The following is a 15,346-nucleotide window of genomic DNA, read 5'->3' on the forward strand; positions in this document are numbered from 1 at the left end:
CCGGTGCACCGGTTGTCTAGGGTCGGGTCCCAACCGACCGACCACCCCCGGGAGCGCAGCGTGGCCACCGAGCAGGACTTCCGCATCGAGCACGACTCCATGGGCGAGGTCCGGGTGCCCGCGCACGCCAAGTGGCGCGCGCAGACCCAGCGGGCCGTCGAGAACTTCCCGATCAGCGGCACCCCCATCGAGCGGGAGCTGATCGGCGCGCTGGCGGCCATCAAGGGCGCCGCCGCCACCGTGAACGCCGAGCTCGGCGTCCTGGACGGCGACGTCGCGCGCGCCATCTCCGCCGCCGCGCAGGAGGTCGCCCGCGGCGACTGGGACGAGCACTTCCCGATCGACGTCTTCCAGACCGGGTCGGGCACCTCGTCGAACATGAACACCAACGAGGTCATCGCCACGCTGGCCTCGGACGCCTCCGGCCTCGCGGTGCACCCCAACGACCACGTGAACGCCTCGCAGTCCTCCAACGACGTGTTCCCCTCGGCCATCCACATCGCCACCACGCGCGCCGTCGTCGCCGTCCTGGTGCCGGCGCTGGATCACCTGGCCGCCAGCCTCGAGCGCAAGGCCACCGAGTTCGCCACCGTGGTGAAGAGCGGGCGCACCCACCTGATGGACGCCACGCCGGTCACCCTCGGCCAGGAGTTCGGCGGGTACGCCGCGGCGATCCGCTACGGCGTCGAACGGCTGCAGGCCTCGCTCCCCCGCATCGGCGAGCTGCCCCTGGGCGGCACGGCCGTGGGCACCGGCATCAACACCCCGCCCGGGTTCGCCTCGAAGATCATCTCGACGCTGGCCGCGGACATGCAGCTGCCGCTCACCGAGGCCCGCGACCACTTCGAGGCGCAGAGCTCGCGCGACGGCCTGGTCGAGGCGTCGGGCCAGCTCAAGACCATCGCGGTCGGTCTGGTGAAGATCTGCAACGACCTGCGCTGGATGGGCTCGGGGCCGCGCACCGGCCTGGGCGAGATCTACCTGCCCGACCTGCAGCCCGGTTCCTCGATCATGCCCGGCAAGGTGAACCCGGTGCTGCCCGAGGCCGCGATCCAGGTCGCCGCCCAGGTCATCGGCAACGACGCCGCCGTCACCTTCGCCGGCACCACGGGCTCCTTCGAGCTGAACGTGACCCTGCCGCTCATGGCCCGCAACGTGCTCGAGTCGATCCGGCTGCTGGCCAACGTCTCGCGCCTGCTGGCCGACCGCTGCGTCGACGGCATCACGGCGAACGAGGAGCAGTGCCGCTCCTACGCCGAGAGCTCGCCGTCGATCGTGACGCCGCTGAACAAGTACATCGGCTACGAGGAGGCCGCGGTCGTGGCCAAGACCTCGCTCAAGGAGCAGAAGACCATCCGCCAGGTCGTGGTCGAGCGCGGGTACGTCGAGCAGGGCAAGCTCACCGAGGCCCAGCTCGACGCCGCCCTCGACGTGCTCTCGATGACCCACCCCTGATCCCGCCGGGGCGGTTCGGGTGGCGCCCGCTCACCCGAACCGCTCGGCCAGGGCCAATCCCTGCACCACCTGGTCGGCCAGCGAGTTCAGCCCCGTCCCGAGCAGCCCCCCGGTGGGGACCGCACCGGCGCCGAGGAGCTCGTCCCGGGACCGCCGGTCCGCGGCGACCGAGGCCGCCGTCGGCACGGCGAGCGCCCGCGGGGCACGGAGCAACCGCAGAACGCGGACGTCGGGGTGGCCGGTTCCGCCGGCACCGGGGTCGGCGTGCGGCAGGCCCAGCAACCCGACCAGGTCCTCGACCAGCCGCCGGGCCAGATCGCCCCCCGAGTCGGCCAGCCGTTGCCCGGCCGCGCCGGCCTCCACGGTCACCCGGCGCCAGGCCCGGTCCCGCCCGGCCTGGGCGTCCTGGTCGGTGACCCGGTAGGCGACGACCGCGGGGTCGACGACGAGCAGGCAGCCCGCGGGGTCGCGGACGGCGTCGGCCCGGACCAGGCAGCACAGCACGGCGACCGGGGCGGCCGACCCGACCGGCACGGGAGGCAGCCCGAGCAGCTCGCGGGCCCGGTCCCGCGGCAGCCCGACCGCCGGCGCGGGGTGGTCGTGCACCGCACCGTCGGTGTGCACCCGCAGTGCGTCGCCCTCGCGGCGCACCGACCGGACGGGGCCGTGGTCGAGGGTCACCAGCGGATGGGCGGCGAGCTCGGCGTGCAGCCCGGTGACCACCTGGGCGACCAGGCCGGAGTCCGTCGTCCAGAAGGCGTGCTCCGGGACCGGTGTCGGCCGGTGGTCGGTGGCGGCGGCCACGGTGGCCGGCCAGTACAGCGGCAGCCAGGCGGACCGGTGGTGACGGGCCAGCAGGTGCTCGGCGGCCGACCCCAGGACGGAGTCCAGGAACGGGTCCACCAGCCGGGCCTGCACGTCGGGGCCGTGGTTGGCCCGTGCCGCCTCCCGGTAGGGCAGCTCGTCGTAGGCCTTGCCCGTCGTCTTGTCCGCCGCGTGCCTGGGGTCCGCGCGGTCCAGCAGCGGCGCGGGGGGTTCGGCCCCGGCGAGCACGTCGAGCCGGTCGGTCATCAGGTGGTCCGGGTGCCGTCGCCCCGCCACCAGGACCTGCGGCGTCGGGGTGCGGCGCAGCTCCACCCGACCCGCCTGCCAGCGGTCGACGGCGGCGGCGTAGCGGGTCCAGTCGTAGCGCCGGTCCGGGTCGTAACCGGACAGCGCAGGCACCGGCTGCGCCCCGGACGCCGGCCGCTCCAGGGTGACCATTCCGGTGTCGAACGCGACCCCGTCGACGACCAGCCCGGCGAAGTGGCCGCCGGGGGGCCGGCCGTCGGTGAGCAGGGTGACCCGCTGGCCGGCCGCGGCGAGCTCGCCCGCGGCCACGAGGGCGGCCAGGTTCGCCCCGACCAGGAGCGCGTCAGGCATCGACCGGCTCGGCGTCCACCCAGATCTCCGACCCCAGACCGGGCAGCTCGACGGCCAGCCGGTCCAGCCCGTCGAGCATCTCGGCGGTGAGGAACCCGCTGTCCACCAGTCGCTGCATCTGGGCGTGCGTGAACGGCTTGACCAGCAGGCTCCCCCGGTCGCGCACCCGCAACCCGGCGGCGGCCAGCTCGGCCTCCAACCGGGGGGCGTCGTAGACCGCACGCTGCTGGAGCACGCGCTGGTTCTCCGACTCGGTGTCCGGCGTCGGGATCAACCCCATGGCCACGGCCAGCAGACGGTGCAGGGACCGGGCGTTGGGCACGCTGACGTGGACCACCCCACCGGGCGCGCAAGCCGCCCGGGCGGCGCCCAGCAGCCGGGCCGGGTCGGGGACCTCGTGCAGCAGACCGGCGACCACCACCAGGTCGCACGGCCCGCCCAGCTCGTCGAGGCGCACCTCCTCGAGCAGGCCGGGCACCACCAGGACGTCCGTGCGGTCGGCGGCCTCGGCCCGGGCCCGTGCGACGAAGGCCTCCGTCGGCTCCACCACCACGTGCCGCGGGCCGCGGACGTCGACGAAGAGCGGGCGGTCGGCGCACCCGACCTCCAGGACGCGGGCCGGACGGAGGGCGCCGACCCGGGCCAGCACCAACCGTCGCCGGTAGGCCGCCTGCACCGGTTCGAAGGGCAGCAGTCGGTACTGCTCGGAGTAGTCCTGCAGGTCGCGCGCACCCGGGTCGGTCACAGGCGTGCCGCCAGCACCTTGCGGGTCCCGGGGACGGCGCCCACGGCACGCTTGAACGCGAGCAGGCCGGTGTTCGGGGTGCCGTCCTTCTCACTCGAGGGCCCCAGGTCCAGCAGGCGCAGACCGGCGGCCAGGGCCCGCCCCACGAGCAGGTGCGCCAGCAGGTCCATCGGCGAGCGGGCCAGGTCGTGCTCGGCGTCGCCCCAGGCGACGAGCAGGTCGACGTCGTCGAGCACCCGGTAGACCACGGCCGCGGCGACCGGTCGGCCCCCGACCCGCAGGAGCAGCAGCCGCACCCGGTCCGGGAACGCCTCGCGCGCCGACGCCAGGTAGTCCCGGCCGAGCCCCGGCGGGCGTCCGTGCGCCGCACGGTTGGTGGCCAGCAGGCGGTGCAGGGTCGACAGGTCCTCCCCGCCGGTCACCTCCTGCAGGTCGTGCGGCTCGCGCAGCGCGGCCCGCACCGAGGACCGCTTGCGCCGCAGCAGCGTGAGCGGGTCCTGGCCGGCGTGCATCGGCGCCAGGTCCACGTGCTGGTTGACGTCGCAGTGCGCGAGCTGGAAACCCCGGTTGAGCAGCACGTACTCCAGCAGCGGCTCGGCGGCCGAGTAGACCGGCGGGCGCGCCTGGATGCGGATGCCCCTCAGCCCGGCCGCACGAGCCGCGGCGAGCGCGCCGTCGACGAGGTCCAGCACGTCCTCCACCGGGGGGTCGGCCCGCACGAGGTCGGGGCCGCCGAAGGGTGCGCTGTGCCCGGACCGGAGCACGCCGTCGACGACCACCCCCTCGAGGACGCCGACCAGCCGTCCTCCCCGCCGCTGCTCGTGCCGCCACCGGTCGGCCGCCGGCACCCCGTTCAGGTCGTGGAAGCGCGGGTCGGTGAACAACGCGCCCCCGCCCAGCAGACCCTCGCGCACGGCGCACCCCCCGTCCCCGGCCCGGGCGGTCCCCGCGGGCGGTCCCCCTGATCCTCCCGGCTGCCGATGGAGAGGTGCGTGACCCTCCTCGACCGGCGCGCCTCCACGCCCGGCCGCCGAGTGGCCGACTGGAACCCCGAGCAGTCCGGGTCGGGCGCCGGGTGCCGCCTGGTCCCCCTGCCGCGGATCACCGACCCCCGGGGCAACCTCACCGCGATCGAGGGCGGCGACCACGTCCCCTTCGACGTCGCCCGGGTCTACTGGCTCTACGACGTCCCGGGCGGCGAGTCCCGCGGCGGGCACGCCCACCGCGAGCTCCAGCAGCTCATCGTGGCCGTGGCCGGGAGCTTCGACGTCGTCGTCGACGACGGCACCGAGACCGCCCGCTTCCACCTCAACCGGTCCTACGTCGGCCTCTACGTCCCCCGGATGACGTGGCGGGAGCTGGGCAACTTCTCCTCCGGCAGCGTGTGCCTGGTTCTCGCGTCCCTGCACTACGCCGAGGACGACTACCACCGGGAGCACGAGGCCTTCCTGCGGCACCGCCGGGCCGAGGACGCCGCCGCTGCGTCCCCCCGACCCGGTGCTGCGTGAACCCGTCCCCGACCGCACGCCCCGACGTCCCGTTCCTGGACGTGCGCGCCCAGCACGCCGAGCTCGCCGCCGAGCTGGACGCGGCCGCGCTGCGGGTGCTGCACAGCGACCGGCTGGTGCTCGGCCCGGAGGTCAAGGCCTTCGAGGCGGCGTGGGCCGCGCAGGTCGGGGCCCGGCACGCCGTCGGGGTCGCCAGCGGCCTGGACGCGCTCACCCTCGCGCTGCGCGCCGTCGGGGTGCGGCCCGGTGACGAGGTGGTCGTGCCCGCGCACACCTTCGTCGCGACGTGGCTGTCGGTGGTGCACGCCGGGGCCCTCCCGGTGCCGGTGGACGTCGACGGCGAGACCGGGGCGTGGCCGGTGCCGGCGGTCGCGGCCGCCCTCACCCCCCGGACCACCGCGATCGTCCCCGTCCACCTGTACGGGCACCCGGTCGACCTGGAGCCCCTGCTGGAGCTCGCCCAGCGGCACGGCCTGGCCGTGGTGGACGACGCCGCGCAGGCCCACGGAGCGCGCCGGGCCGGCCGCCCCGTCGGTGCCCGCGGGCACGCGAGCGCCTGGAGCTTCTACCCGGGCAAGAACCTGGGGGCCGTCGGGGACGCCGGTGCCGTGACCACGTCGGACGCCGCCGTCGCCGACCGGTTGCGCTCGCTGCGCAACTACGGCTCGACGGAGAAGTACCGGCACGACGAGATCGGTTGGAACAGCCGGCTCGACGAGCTGCAGGCTGCCCTGCTCGGCGTGAAGCTGGGCCGCCTCGACGAGTGGAACGCCCGCCGACGGCGCGTGGCGGCCCGGTACGGGGACGCGTTGGCCGACCTGCCCGACCTGCAGCTGCCCGGCGCGGCGGCCGGTACCGACCCCGCCTGGCACCTGTACGTCGTGCGGTCCCCGCGGCGTGACGCGCTGCGGGCGCACCTGGCCCGGGCCGGGGTGCAGACCGTCGTGCACTACCCGGTCCCCCCGCACCGGCAGCCGGCGTTCGCCGGCACCCCTGCCGCGGCGGCGGACCTGCCGGGCGCCGACCGGCTGTCCGCCGAGGTGCTCAGCCTGCCCCTCGGGCCCCATCTGCCCCGTCCCGACCAGGACCGGGTCATCGACGCACTCCGGGAGTTCTACCTGTGACCGAGCCCTTGGTCAGCGTGCTGGTGCCGACCTACAACGGCGAGCGCTTCCTGCGCCCGGCGTTGAGGTCGGCCCTCGAGCAGAGCCACCGCACCATCGAGGTGCTGGTCGGCGACGACGGGTCCACGGACCGGACGCCGGAGATCCTGGCCGCGGCGGCCGCCGCCGACCCCCGGGTGCGGGTGATCCGGCACGAGGAGAACCTGGGGGCCTTCGAGAACCCGCTGGCGTTGCTGGCCGCCGCCCGCGGGGAGTACGTGAAGTTCCTGCTGCACGACGACGTCCTGGCCCGGGACTGCGTGCGGGTCCTCGTGCGGGGCATGGAGGCTGCCCCGGAGGCGACGCTGGCGTTCTCCCGGCGCACCGTGGTCGACGTCGAGGGCCGCCCGACCCCCGGGGGCGTGCTCAGTCCGCTGCGCGACCGGGCCGGCCTGTGGGACGGCCACGAGCTCGGCGATGCCTGCCTGACCGCCGGGCAGAACCTGATCGGCGAGATGACCACCGTGCTCTACCGACGGACCGCGGTCGAGCTCGAGGACTACTGGCAGGTCGACGGCGAGCGGCTCGAGGTCCTCGGCGACCTCGGCCTGTGGCTGCGTCTGCTGGCCACGGGGCCGGCGTTCTACAGCCCCGACGCGCTCAGCCGCTTCCGGGTCCACGGCGAGCAGCGGTCGGCCGACCACGACCTGGCCACCCGCGGTGTCCTGGACTGGCCCCGCCTGGTCGACTGGGCCGAACGGGCCGGTTTCCTCCACGATCCCGCTGCCCGCCGGGCCGCCTACGCCGGCATCCTGCACGGGTGCGCCGGACGGGTCGTGGGACTCGGCGGGGCGCCGGGCTCGGGGGCGGCGCTCGAGGCCAGCTTCCTGGCCCTGGTCCGCTTGGCCGAGCTGGACCGACGGCCCACCGACGACCCGGGGCCCCCGGCACCGCTCGCCGTCCGGGCCCACTCCCCCGCCGAGCTGGCCCACCTCCGGCACGGTCTGCACCTCACCCCGGACGCGCCGGGCAGCCGACCGCGCCCCGGGCTCGTGGACTCGGTAGCGTCCTGACCTGATGAGCGCCACAGCAGACACCGAGGTACCCGGTCCCGCCACGCTGCACTACCCGGGGGGTGAACTCGAACTACCCCTGCGCACCGCCAGCGAGGGGTCCGACGGCTTCGACACCGGCAAGCTGCTGGCCACCACCGGCAACGTCGCCCTGGACATCGGCTTCGTCAACACGGCGGCGTGCACGTCGGCGATCACCTACATCGACGGCGACGCCGGGATCCTGCGCTACCGCGGCTACCCGATCGACCAGCTGGCCGGCAAGGCCAGCTTCGTCGAGGTCTCCTACCTGCTGATCCACGGCGAGCTGCCCACCCCGGCGCAGCTCGAGGAGTTCGACGGCAAGATCCGCCGGCACACCCTGCTGCACGAGGACCTCAAGCAGTTCTTCAAGGGCTTCCCCCGCGACGCGCACCCGATGCCGGTGCTGTCCTCGGCGGTCAGCGCGCTGTCGACCTTCTACCAGGACTCGCTGGACCCGTTCGACCAGGCGCAGGTCGAGATGAGCACGTACCGGTTGCTGGCCAAGCTGCCCACCATCGCGGCCTACGCCTACAAGAAGTCCGTGGGCCAGCCCTTCCTCTACCCGGACAACTCGCTGGGCCTGGTGGAGAACTTCCTCCGCATGACCTTCGGGTTCCCCGCCGAGCCCTACGAGGCCGACCCCGAGCTGGTCAAGGCCCTCGACATGCTGTTCGTGCTGCACGCCGACCACGAGCAGAACTGCTCGACGTCGACCGTCCGCCTCGTGGGCTCCTCGCACGCCAACCTGTTCGCCTCGGTCTCGGCCGGCATCAACGCCCTGTTCGGGCCGCTGCACGGCGGGGCCAACCAGTCGGTGCTGGAGATGCTCGAGGGCATCAAGGCCGACGGCGGCGACATCGCGAAGTTCGTGCAGCGGGTCAAGGACAAGGAGCCCGGCGTCAAGCTCATGGGCTTCGGCCACCGGGTCTACAAGAACTACGACCCCCGTGCGGCCATCGTCAAGGCCACCGCGGACAACGTGCTGGACAAGCTGGGCGGCAACAGCGAACTGCTCGACCTGGCCCGCCAGCTCGAGGAGGTCGCGCTCACCGACGACTACTTCGTGCAGCGCAAGCTCTACCCGAACGTCGACTTCTACACCGGCCTGATCTACCGGGCGATGGGCTTCCCCACCCGCATGTTCACGGTGCTCTTCGCCCTCGGCCGGCTGCCCGGCTGGATCGCCCAGTGGCGCGAGATGATCGAGGACCCGGCGACGAAGATCGGCCGCCCGCGACAGCTCTACACCGGGCCCACCGAGCGCGCGTTCGTGCCGCTCGACCAGCGCTGAGCGCACCCGTTCGCCGCACCACCACCGGAGCCCCGTCGTCCCCAGGGACGGCGGGGCTCCGTCGTCGCCGCGTACGGTGCCAGCCGTGATCACGGCTGGGGACCCGGACGACGGCGACACCTTCCGCGTGCCCCCGGTGCCGCTGGCCTCCGGCACCCGCCTGGGCGGGAGCGAGGGGGGCCGGGTCACCGCCGTCGAGCTCGTCGTCACCACCGAGGACGGCGCGACCACGCGGATCCCGTTGCGGGCGCAGCACGGCGCATGGTGGGCCCCGGATCCCCCGGAGGGGTGAGCGCGCACCCCCGGTCGGGGTGAGCGCCTCAACCGGGCCGGGCGGGGTCCCGATGCCGTGGGTGGACACCGGTCGACCGGCTGCCCGCCACCGGCGCGGGCGCGACCCGTGCCGGGGGGAGATCCGTGCCGCCGCGCTCGCCTGCCCCCGCCCGCCCCGCACAGCGGCCGGTGCGCGGCGCCCCGCCCCGCGTGCGCACGCCCGAGGAGGTCGCGCGCGCCCGCGCGCGTGCCTCCTCGACCGCCGCCCGCCGGGCGGCCGTCCAGCAGCTGCGCACCGAGCGCGCGGCCCGGGTCCGCGCCCGGCGGCGTGCTGCCCTGCGCCGCTGGACCCACCGCGCCGGGGCGGTGGGCGCCGCGCTGGTCGTCGTCCTGCTCGGCGCCGTCCTCGTCTCGGGGGTGCAGCCCGAGACGCCCGCCGCGGCCTCCGTCGCGCTGGACCTCACTGCGCGCGCGACCCAGCTGCGCGACCAGCTCACCGCCACCACCACCGACCTGCAGACCGCGCGCACCTCCGTCGCCGCGGCCGAGGCCGACCTGACCGCCGCCCAGGACGCGCTCGACGCGGCGCAGGCGACCCTCGCCGCCGCCCGCGCCACCGTGGGCACCGGCGCCGACGACCTGTACCGCGCCGGCCCCGCCGACCGGGCGGTCGCCGCCGGCTACCCGGCCGGCACCGACCCGGCGGTGTCCGGCAGCCTCGCCGTGGCCGCCGAGCGCGCCCGTGAGCAGCTGGCCGGGGCGACCGTCACCGCGCAGTCCGCCGCCCGCGCCACCGACCTCGCCGCCGTCCGGGTGGACACCGCGGCCGCCGTGCTCGCCGACGCCCGAGCACGGGTCGTCCAGGTGACCGACGCCGCCCGCGACCGCGCCGGTGCGCTCGAGCCCGGCGTGGCGATCGCGCTCACCGGCCTTGCCGGCGGACCGTCCGCCCCCGACCAGCAGGGCGTGGACGACGCCGCCCGCGCCGGCTGGCAGGCCCGGCTGACCGCCATCGCGGCCGCCGGTGTCACCCTGCCCACCGCCGAGCAGCTGCGCACCGGACAGCTGCCCGCCGGGCTGACCCCCGCACGCGACGCCGCAGGCGCCGAGGTACCGGGGGTGGCCGCCGGCGTGGTCGGCGGCACCGTCGTGACCATCCCGTCGGCCGAGGCGGCCGCCGCCGTCAGCTACGCCTTCGCCCAGCTGGGCACCCCCTTCGTGCCCGGGGGCACCACCCCGGCCGGCGTCGACTGCACCGGGCTGGCCGCCGTGGTCTGGACCGCCGCCGGCACCGCCCTGGGCACCGGGCTGCTGGACCAGTGGGTCGCCGGCGTCGTCGTCCCGCCCGGCCAGCTGCAGGCCGGTGACCTCGTGTTCGGCGTCGACCCGTTGGCCGGCCTCGACGACGTCGGGGTCTACACCGGCGACGGCTCGGTCGTCACGGCCTCGGCCCAGCGCCACCAGGTCGTCGTCGGCCCGCTGCCCCCCGGGGCCACCGGCATCCGGGTGACCGTGCCCGCCGAGAGCCCGAACGCGGCTCCCCCGGGCACCGGCACGCTGCCGGTCACCTGCGGGGTGCCGGCCGCGCAGGTGACCGTCGCGGCCGTCGACCCGGCGTGGGGCGGCTACGCCAACGGCCGCGTCCCGGTCTCGGCCCTGTGCCCGATCGGGGGTGGCCACCTGCTGCGGTGCGACGCCGCGGGGGCCTACACCGCCCTGGCGCAGGCCTTCCAGCTGCAGTTCGGCACCCCCTTGTGCATCACCGACTCCTACCGGTCCTTCGCCGCGCAGCAGGACGCCCATGCGCGCAAGCCCCGCATCACCGCGGTGCCGGGCACCTCGAACCACGGCTGGGCCCTGGCGGTCGACCTCTGCGGCGGGGTGAACGTCTTCGGCTCGGCCCAGCACGACTGGATGGACACCTACGCGGGCTGGTTCGGCTGGGTGCACCCGGACTGGGCCCAGCGGACCGGGGAGAACCCCGAACCCTGGCACTGGGAGTTCGGGAACCTGCGGAGCTGATGGAACTGCCCCGTCCCCGGGGACCGCGGCGTGCGGAGCACGTCGTGGGGTGGGACGGGGTCCTTCCTCAGGCCCAGGGCAGGTCGGCGACCTCGCGCCAGGGGAGCACGGCGCACGGCTCGGAGGTCTCCCCGGCCAGCCGGCCCGACACGCCGCGGTTGGCCCACGCCACCGGGCGGCCCGGGGTGATGACCACGCTGCCGTCGCCCAGCGGGAGCCCCAGCGCCGCGGCGCGGGCCAGCACCTGCTCGGGCGCGGCCAGTGCGGCGGTGGCCAGATGCGGTTCGTCGGCGTCCAGCAGGAGCACCGGGCCCTCGACGGTGCAGCGCACGACGACGTCGGCCGCCCGGGCCCAGGCAGCGGCGCGGGTGGCGAGCACGTCCCCGGCGGAGGTGAAGGGGTGCGGCGCCCAGGCCACGAGGCCGGTCGCGCGGCGCACCGCCACCTGCCAGGTCAGCCGGTCATCGGCGACCGGGGACCAGGCGAGCACGGCGATGCCGCGGCGGGCCGCCTCGGCGTCGGTCACCGGGCGCTCGTCGAGCCAGCCCCGCAGGGCGGCGGCGAGGTCGTCGGGTCCGGTGCCGGTCCGGCTGCCGGCGATGACCTGGGCCAGCTCCAGCAGGTCGACGGAGCACGAGCGCTCGTCCTCCTCGACCCGCAGGGTCGGGTGGCGCGGGTCGTCCTCGTCGAGGACCAGGTGCACCCCGGCCGGGCCGGTGGCGCAGAGGTCACGGGCCGCCTCGACGAGGTCCTCGACGTCGAGGACCCGGCGGGGCAGCAGGCGCAGGGCCGTCCCGAGCGGGGTCACCGGGGGACGGTGGTCAGGCGCTGCGGCCACCGGTGAGCGCAGCGCGCACCGGTGCCGGGAGCTCGGGCAGGCTCAGCGCGCACGCGAGCTCCATGGCCGAGAGGCGGACGGGCAGAGTGTCGGGGTCCCACCCGGTGACCAGCCGCACGCGGGCGGCCGAGGACGGCCAGACCACGTCGCGGGCCCGGGCCACGTGCAGCTCGGTCAGGACGTCGAGCAGGCGGTCGGCCGTGGCGGCCGGGAGGTCCTCGCGGGTGAGGGCGGACTCGAGGGCGGCGGCGAGGCCGTCGCGGTCGGCGGCGGACAGCCAGTGCGGCACCAGGACCACTCGGGTCTGCTGCTCGTAGGCCATCGTCATCGTCGACACGCTCCCCTGGGGTCGAGGGACGGCCCCGTACGGCTCATCCGTCCCACTGACCTCATGTATCGGCAGCGCGAGGGCCTCATCCATCCGAGTCAGCCGGCGAGTTCGAGCAGGCGGTCCTTGAGCACCCGCTCGGCCCGGTCGGCGTGCACGTTCATGTTGCGCACCGAGGTGCCCAGGTCGGCCGACAGCTGGGTCTTGGTCTGCCCGCCCCACGTGGTCAGGTACCAGGTGACCCACCCGAGCACGTTGGGCTGGCCGGCGCGCTGGTCGGCGCGAGCGGTCAGGTCGGGCGCGCACGCCGCGGTCAGCGCGTGCGAGAGCAGCGTCTGCTCGGCCTCGCCGAGGATCTCGTCGGGGGCCTGTGCCGTGTCGGGCAGCAGGTGGTCGGCGCCGTCGGGCACGCCGTCCAGGGACTGCAGGTTGCGCAGGCCGTTGAGGGTCGCGACGGACTGCGCGTTCTTGCGCAGGACGGCCACGCTCTGCCCCAGCAGGTCGGCCAGCTCGCGCTCGGTGGGCCGGCGCTGGTGCTCGGTGACGAACGCCGCGATCGCCTTCTGCTGCTTGTTCTCCGTGTCGGTGGCGGTGCGCCCGAAGGCGGCGCGCCCGAGGTCGTGCACCCACTTGGACAGCTGGGTGGCCAGGAAGGCCCCGAAGGGCACGCCCTTGGTCTCGTCGTACTGCGCGACGGCCTTGAGCACCCACTCGCTCACCTGCTGCACGACGTCGTCGTTGTCCGGGATGTGCAGCCGGATCGTGCTCATGTTGCGCTGCAGACGCTTGAGGCTGACCGGCCCGTAGTGCCGGCACAGGTCGGCCAGGAACTGCGGGGGCAGGTCGCGCGGTGCCCGCCGTCGCACGCCGCTCTCGGCCCGCAGGCCCACGGTGCGGTGGTCGTGCGCGGCGCACCAGTTCTTCACCAGCGCCGACAGGGACGCCGCCTGCCCGGAGTCGCCGTCGACCCGGTAGAGGCCCTCGCCCTCGTCGAGGGTGACCGTGACGCCCCCGGGCATCGCCGCGCGGAACTCGGCCAGCGGCAGCTCGCGCTCGGTGCGGAAGTGCACGCGGTCCCGCAGCGTGATCGGGGTGCAGGCCCAGGCCTCGGCCTCGGTCATGCCGCCGAACACCAGCGGTGGGTGGGACCTGCGGGGTTCGGACACCGGGTGACTCCTGTCGTCGGGTCGGGATCTCGGGGGAAGACGGACGGCCGGGTGGCCGGCGGTCCGCGGGATCGCGTCTCGGCGGAGCACGAGGTGCGACGGTGACGCGGTGGGTGCTGCGGTGGGTGCTGCGGTGGGTGCTGCGGTGGTGCCGCCGTGGTCGGGCGCGGGACCGAGGGGTCAGGCGCTGACGGCGCCGTGGACCTCGTCCTGCCAGACGGGCGCGACGGCCCAGCCGACCTGCTCGCCCGAGCGGAGGAACGGCGCCACGGCGGCGCTCTCCTCGGCGGTGGGCTCGGTGGCGTAGACCGGCATGTGGTCGTAGAGCACCGTGAACAGGTCGGAGACGAACCCGTAGGCGGCCTGGGCGGCCGGGGAGAACCGGGCCACCTCGAGGCGGGGGCCGAGGTCGACGGCGACGGTGATGCGCAGGACCCGGTCGTCCTTGCTCAGCCCGGCGAGCGCGACGGGCACGCCCGAGTGCTCGGTGGCCAGCTGCGCGAGCGCCACGAGGCACTTGCGTGCGGCAGCGCGCCGCGGCCGCAGCTGGACGTGCACCACCAGATGGTCGGCGGCGGCACGGTCGGCGGCACCGTCGATGCCGCCCTCGATGACGGCCATCTCGGCGCCGGCGTCGGTCCGGTGCGTCGTGTCGGTAGCGCTGTGTCGCATCTTCGTTGCCCCCTGTCACGTGCTTGGGGCAAGGATGGCGTACCGGAGGGGCCGACTTGAGCGGAAACGGTGTTCGTGTCGCCCAACTACCGACGAACTCGTGGGCAGATCATGCCGAGGCGCGCTCCGCCGTGTCGCCGTCGGGAACGGGGGTCGAGGTGCCACGGGTGCCACCGAGGGCAGCGGTCAGCGCGTTGACCGCGTCGGCGGCCACCCGGACGGCGAGGCGACGAGCCGCCGCGATCTGCTCGTAGACCTCCTCGCGGTGGATGGACACCTCGCGGGGGGCCTTGAAGCCGAGCCGGACGGTGTTGCCGCGGACCTCGACGACGTGCACCTCGATGTCGTCGCCGATGCGGATGGTCTCGCCGATCGTGCGGGTGAGCGTGAGCACCTGTACCCCTCCATGGGTGTCGGTGGCCGGGCGGCGTCCTCGTCGCCCCGGTCGGGTGGTCCCGCCCCCATGATCGGCAGTCGCGCAACCCCTCCGGTGATCACCGGTGCGGGAGCGCCCCCCGGGGCGGCTGGGACGGGTGATCAGCGGATGAAGTCCACCAGCGACGTCTGCACCGACTGCGCGCTGATGTTCAGGGCCGCCTCGTAGGAGTTCTGCCGCAGCTTGAGCTCCAGGTAGGCCTTGGCGGTGTCGATGCCCTCGACATCGCCCAGCTGGGAGTTCAGCGAGAGCGCGACGTCGGCGTTGACGGCCTTGACGGTGTCCAGCCGGTTCACCCGGACCCCGACCTCGGTGCGTGCCGTGGTCAACCGGCGCAGCGCGGTGTCGACGTCGGCGATCGAGGCGTGCAGGTCGTCGGGCGAGGACACCATCTCCCCCGCGATCCGCGACACGAGCGCGAACAGGTTGTCCGGGTCCGCGCCGAAGGCACCCGGGCCGTCGACATCGGTGCGCACCGTCTCCGAGGAGGACACGCGCACCTCCTGGGCGATGCCCGAGCGGCCGGTGAACGCACCGCTGGTGGGGTCGTAGGCCTGGATGCCCGACGTGGCCCCGCCGAACACCGGCCGGCCGTCGACGGTGCGGTTGGCCATGGCCAGCAGCCCGTCGCGCAGGCCGGCCACCTCGACCGACAGCGCCTTGCGCGACTCGGCGCTCTGCGCGCCGGTGTTGGCGCCCTGCGTGGTGAGGTCGCGGACCTTGCGCAGCAGGTCGCCCATGGTCGCCAACGCACCGTCGGCCGCGGCCAGCGCGGTGCTGGCCTGCGAGATGTTGGCGGTGTGCTGGTCGTTGGTGGCCAGCTCGTCGCGGGTCCGCATGGCGGTCGCGGTACCGCTGGGCGAGTCCGAGGGCCGGGTGATCGCCTTGCCCGACGAGATCTGGTCGTTGAGCTTGGCCACGGCCGCCAGGTTGGCGCCCATGTTGCGGATGTTGTTGTCCGCCAGGGTCCGCTGCGTGATGCGCATCAGG

16 protein-coding genes are annotated in these 15,346 nt (G+C 75.1%); 7 read left to right on the forward strand and 9 right to left on the reverse strand.

The window, feature by feature from the left end:
• Positions 1-60 precede the first annotated feature (60 nt).
• A complete protein-coding gene (locus BLP29_RS01430; RefSeq protein WP_092799123.1) occupies positions 61-1,455 on the forward strand; it encodes a class II fumarate hydratase in 1,395 nt (464 codons plus the stop codon).
• A 30-nt stretch (positions 1,456-1,485) separates the two neighbouring features.
• Here the strand turns inward: BLP29_RS01430 and BLP29_RS01435 are convergent, their stop codons facing one another.
• From BLP29_RS01435 to BLP29_RS01445, 3 genes are read right to left on the reverse strand one after another with little or no spacing between them, the layout of a single operon-like run.
• Positions 1,486-2,877: an NAD(P)-binding protein gene (locus tag BLP29_RS01435; RefSeq protein ID WP_092799125.1), complete on the reverse strand. Its 1,392-nt coding sequence runs from the start codon at positions 2,875-2,877 to the stop codon at positions 1,486-1,488.
• Positions 2,870-3,622, reverse strand: a complete 753-nt coding sequence (locus BLP29_RS01440; RefSeq protein ID WP_092799128.1) for a methyltransferase domain-containing protein — start codon at positions 3,620-3,622, stop codon at positions 2,870-2,872. Before BLP29_RS01440 ends, BLP29_RS01435 begins: the two co-directional genes overlap by 8 nt.
• Positions 3,619-4,536, reverse strand: coding sequence for a GNAT family N-acetyltransferase (locus tag BLP29_RS01445; protein WP_092799130.1), 918 nt, complete (start codon positions 4,534-4,536; stop codon positions 3,619-3,621). Before BLP29_RS01445 ends, BLP29_RS01440 begins: the two co-directional genes overlap by 4 nt.
• A gap of 78 nt (positions 4,537-4,614) precedes the next feature.
• On the opposite strand from BLP29_RS01445, the gene BLP29_RS01450 reads away from it, so the two are divergent.
• The 6 genes from BLP29_RS01450 (at position 4,615) to BLP29_RS21700 (ending at position 10,916) form a co-directional block, all read left to right on the forward strand.
• A complete protein-coding gene (locus BLP29_RS01450; protein WP_207798250.1) occupies positions 4,615-5,130 on the forward strand; it encodes a sugar 3,4-ketoisomerase in 516 nt (171 codons plus the stop codon).
• Entirely contained in the window at positions 5,127-6,254 is a 1,128-nt protein-coding gene (locus tag BLP29_RS01455; protein WP_092799134.1) for a DegT/DnrJ/EryC1/StrS family aminotransferase, read from the forward strand. Before BLP29_RS01450 ends, BLP29_RS01455 begins: the two co-directional genes overlap by 4 nt.
• Positions 6,251-7,306 (forward strand): glycosyltransferase family 2 protein, encoded by a 1,056-nt coding sequence (locus BLP29_RS01460; protein WP_092799136.1) that lies wholly within the window; start codon positions 6,251-6,253, stop codon positions 7,304-7,306. Before BLP29_RS01455 ends, BLP29_RS01460 begins: the two co-directional genes overlap by 4 nt.
• Before the next feature lie 4 nt (positions 7,307-7,310).
• The gene (locus BLP29_RS01465) at positions 7,311-8,621 is read left to right on the forward strand and encodes a citrate synthase (RefSeq protein WP_092799138.1); all 1,311 of its coding nucleotides are present in this window, start codon (positions 7,311-7,313) and stop codon (positions 8,619-8,621) included.
• Positions 8,622-8,706: 85 nt separating this feature from the next.
• The gene (locus tag BLP29_RS01470) at positions 8,707-8,913 is read left to right on the forward strand and encodes a hypothetical protein (protein WP_092799140.1); all 207 of its coding nucleotides are present in this window, start codon (positions 8,707-8,709) and stop codon (positions 8,911-8,913) included.
• Between the two features lie 191 nt (positions 8,914-9,104).
• Positions 9,105-10,916, forward strand: coding sequence for an NlpC/P60 family protein (locus BLP29_RS21700; RefSeq protein ID WP_092799142.1), 1,812 nt, complete (start codon positions 9,105-9,107; stop codon positions 10,914-10,916).
• A gap of 67 nt (positions 10,917-10,983) precedes the next feature.
• Here the strand turns inward: BLP29_RS21700 and BLP29_RS01480 are convergent, their stop codons facing one another.
• From BLP29_RS01480 to flgL, 6 genes are all read right to left on the reverse strand, one after another.
• Positions 10,984-11,724 (reverse strand): hypothetical protein, encoded by a 741-nt coding sequence (locus BLP29_RS01480; RefSeq protein WP_092799144.1) that lies wholly within the window; start codon positions 11,722-11,724, stop codon positions 10,984-10,986.
• Between the two features lie 13 nt (positions 11,725-11,737).
• Positions 11,738-12,082: a hypothetical protein gene (locus BLP29_RS01485; protein ID WP_092800593.1), complete on the reverse strand. Its 345-nt coding sequence runs from the start codon at positions 12,080-12,082 to the stop codon at positions 11,738-11,740.
• A gap of 98 nt (positions 12,083-12,180) precedes the next feature.
• Complete coding sequence (locus tag BLP29_RS01490; RefSeq protein ID WP_092799146.1) at positions 12,181-13,248, reverse strand: sigma-70 family RNA polymerase sigma factor; 1,068 nt, start codon at positions 13,246-13,248, stop codon at positions 12,181-12,183.
• A gap of 180 nt (positions 13,249-13,428) precedes the next feature.
• Entirely contained in the window at positions 13,429-13,920 is a 492-nt protein-coding gene (locus BLP29_RS01495) for a hypothetical protein (RefSeq protein WP_092799148.1), read from the reverse strand.
• 109 nt (positions 13,921-14,029) lie between these two features.
• On the reverse strand, positions 14,030-14,314 hold the full coding sequence (csrA, locus tag BLP29_RS21705; protein ID WP_092799150.1) for a carbon storage regulator CsrA: 285 nt from the start codon (positions 14,312-14,314) through the stop codon (positions 14,030-14,032).
• A 143-nt stretch (positions 14,315-14,457) separates the two neighbouring features.
• Entirely contained in the window at positions 14,458-15,342 is an 885-nt protein-coding gene (gene flgL, locus BLP29_RS01505; protein ID WP_092799152.1) for a flagellar hook-associated protein FlgL, read from the reverse strand.
• Positions 15,343-15,346 lie beyond the last annotated feature (4 nt).

The sequence above is a fragment of the Klenkia marina genome (genome assembly GCF_900101025.1).
GTDB lineage: Bacteria > Actinomycetota > Actinomycetes > Mycobacteriales > Geodermatophilaceae > Klenkia > Klenkia marina.

Excerpts from the sequence above, each read along its gene's own strand:
- BLP29_RS01485 (WP_092800593.1), bottom strand. The coding sequence starts at position 12,082 with ATGACGATGGCCTACGAGCAGCAGACCCGAGTGGTCCTGGTGCCGCAC.
- BLP29_RS01465 (WP_092799138.1), top strand. The coding sequence starts at position 7,311 with ATGAGCGCCACAGCAGACACCGAGGTACCCGGTCCCGCCACGCTGCAC.
- BLP29_RS01435 (WP_092799125.1), bottom strand. The coding sequence starts at position 2,877 with ATGCCTGACGCGCTCCTGGTCGGGGCGAACCTGGCCGCCCTCGTGGCC.
- flgL (WP_092799152.1), bottom strand. The coding sequence starts at position 15,342 with ATGCGCATCACGCAGCGGACCCTGGCGGACAACAACATCCGCAACATG.
- BLP29_RS01495 (WP_092799148.1), bottom strand. The coding sequence starts at position 13,920 with ATGCGACACAGCGCTACCGACACGACGCACCGGACCGACGCCGGCGCC.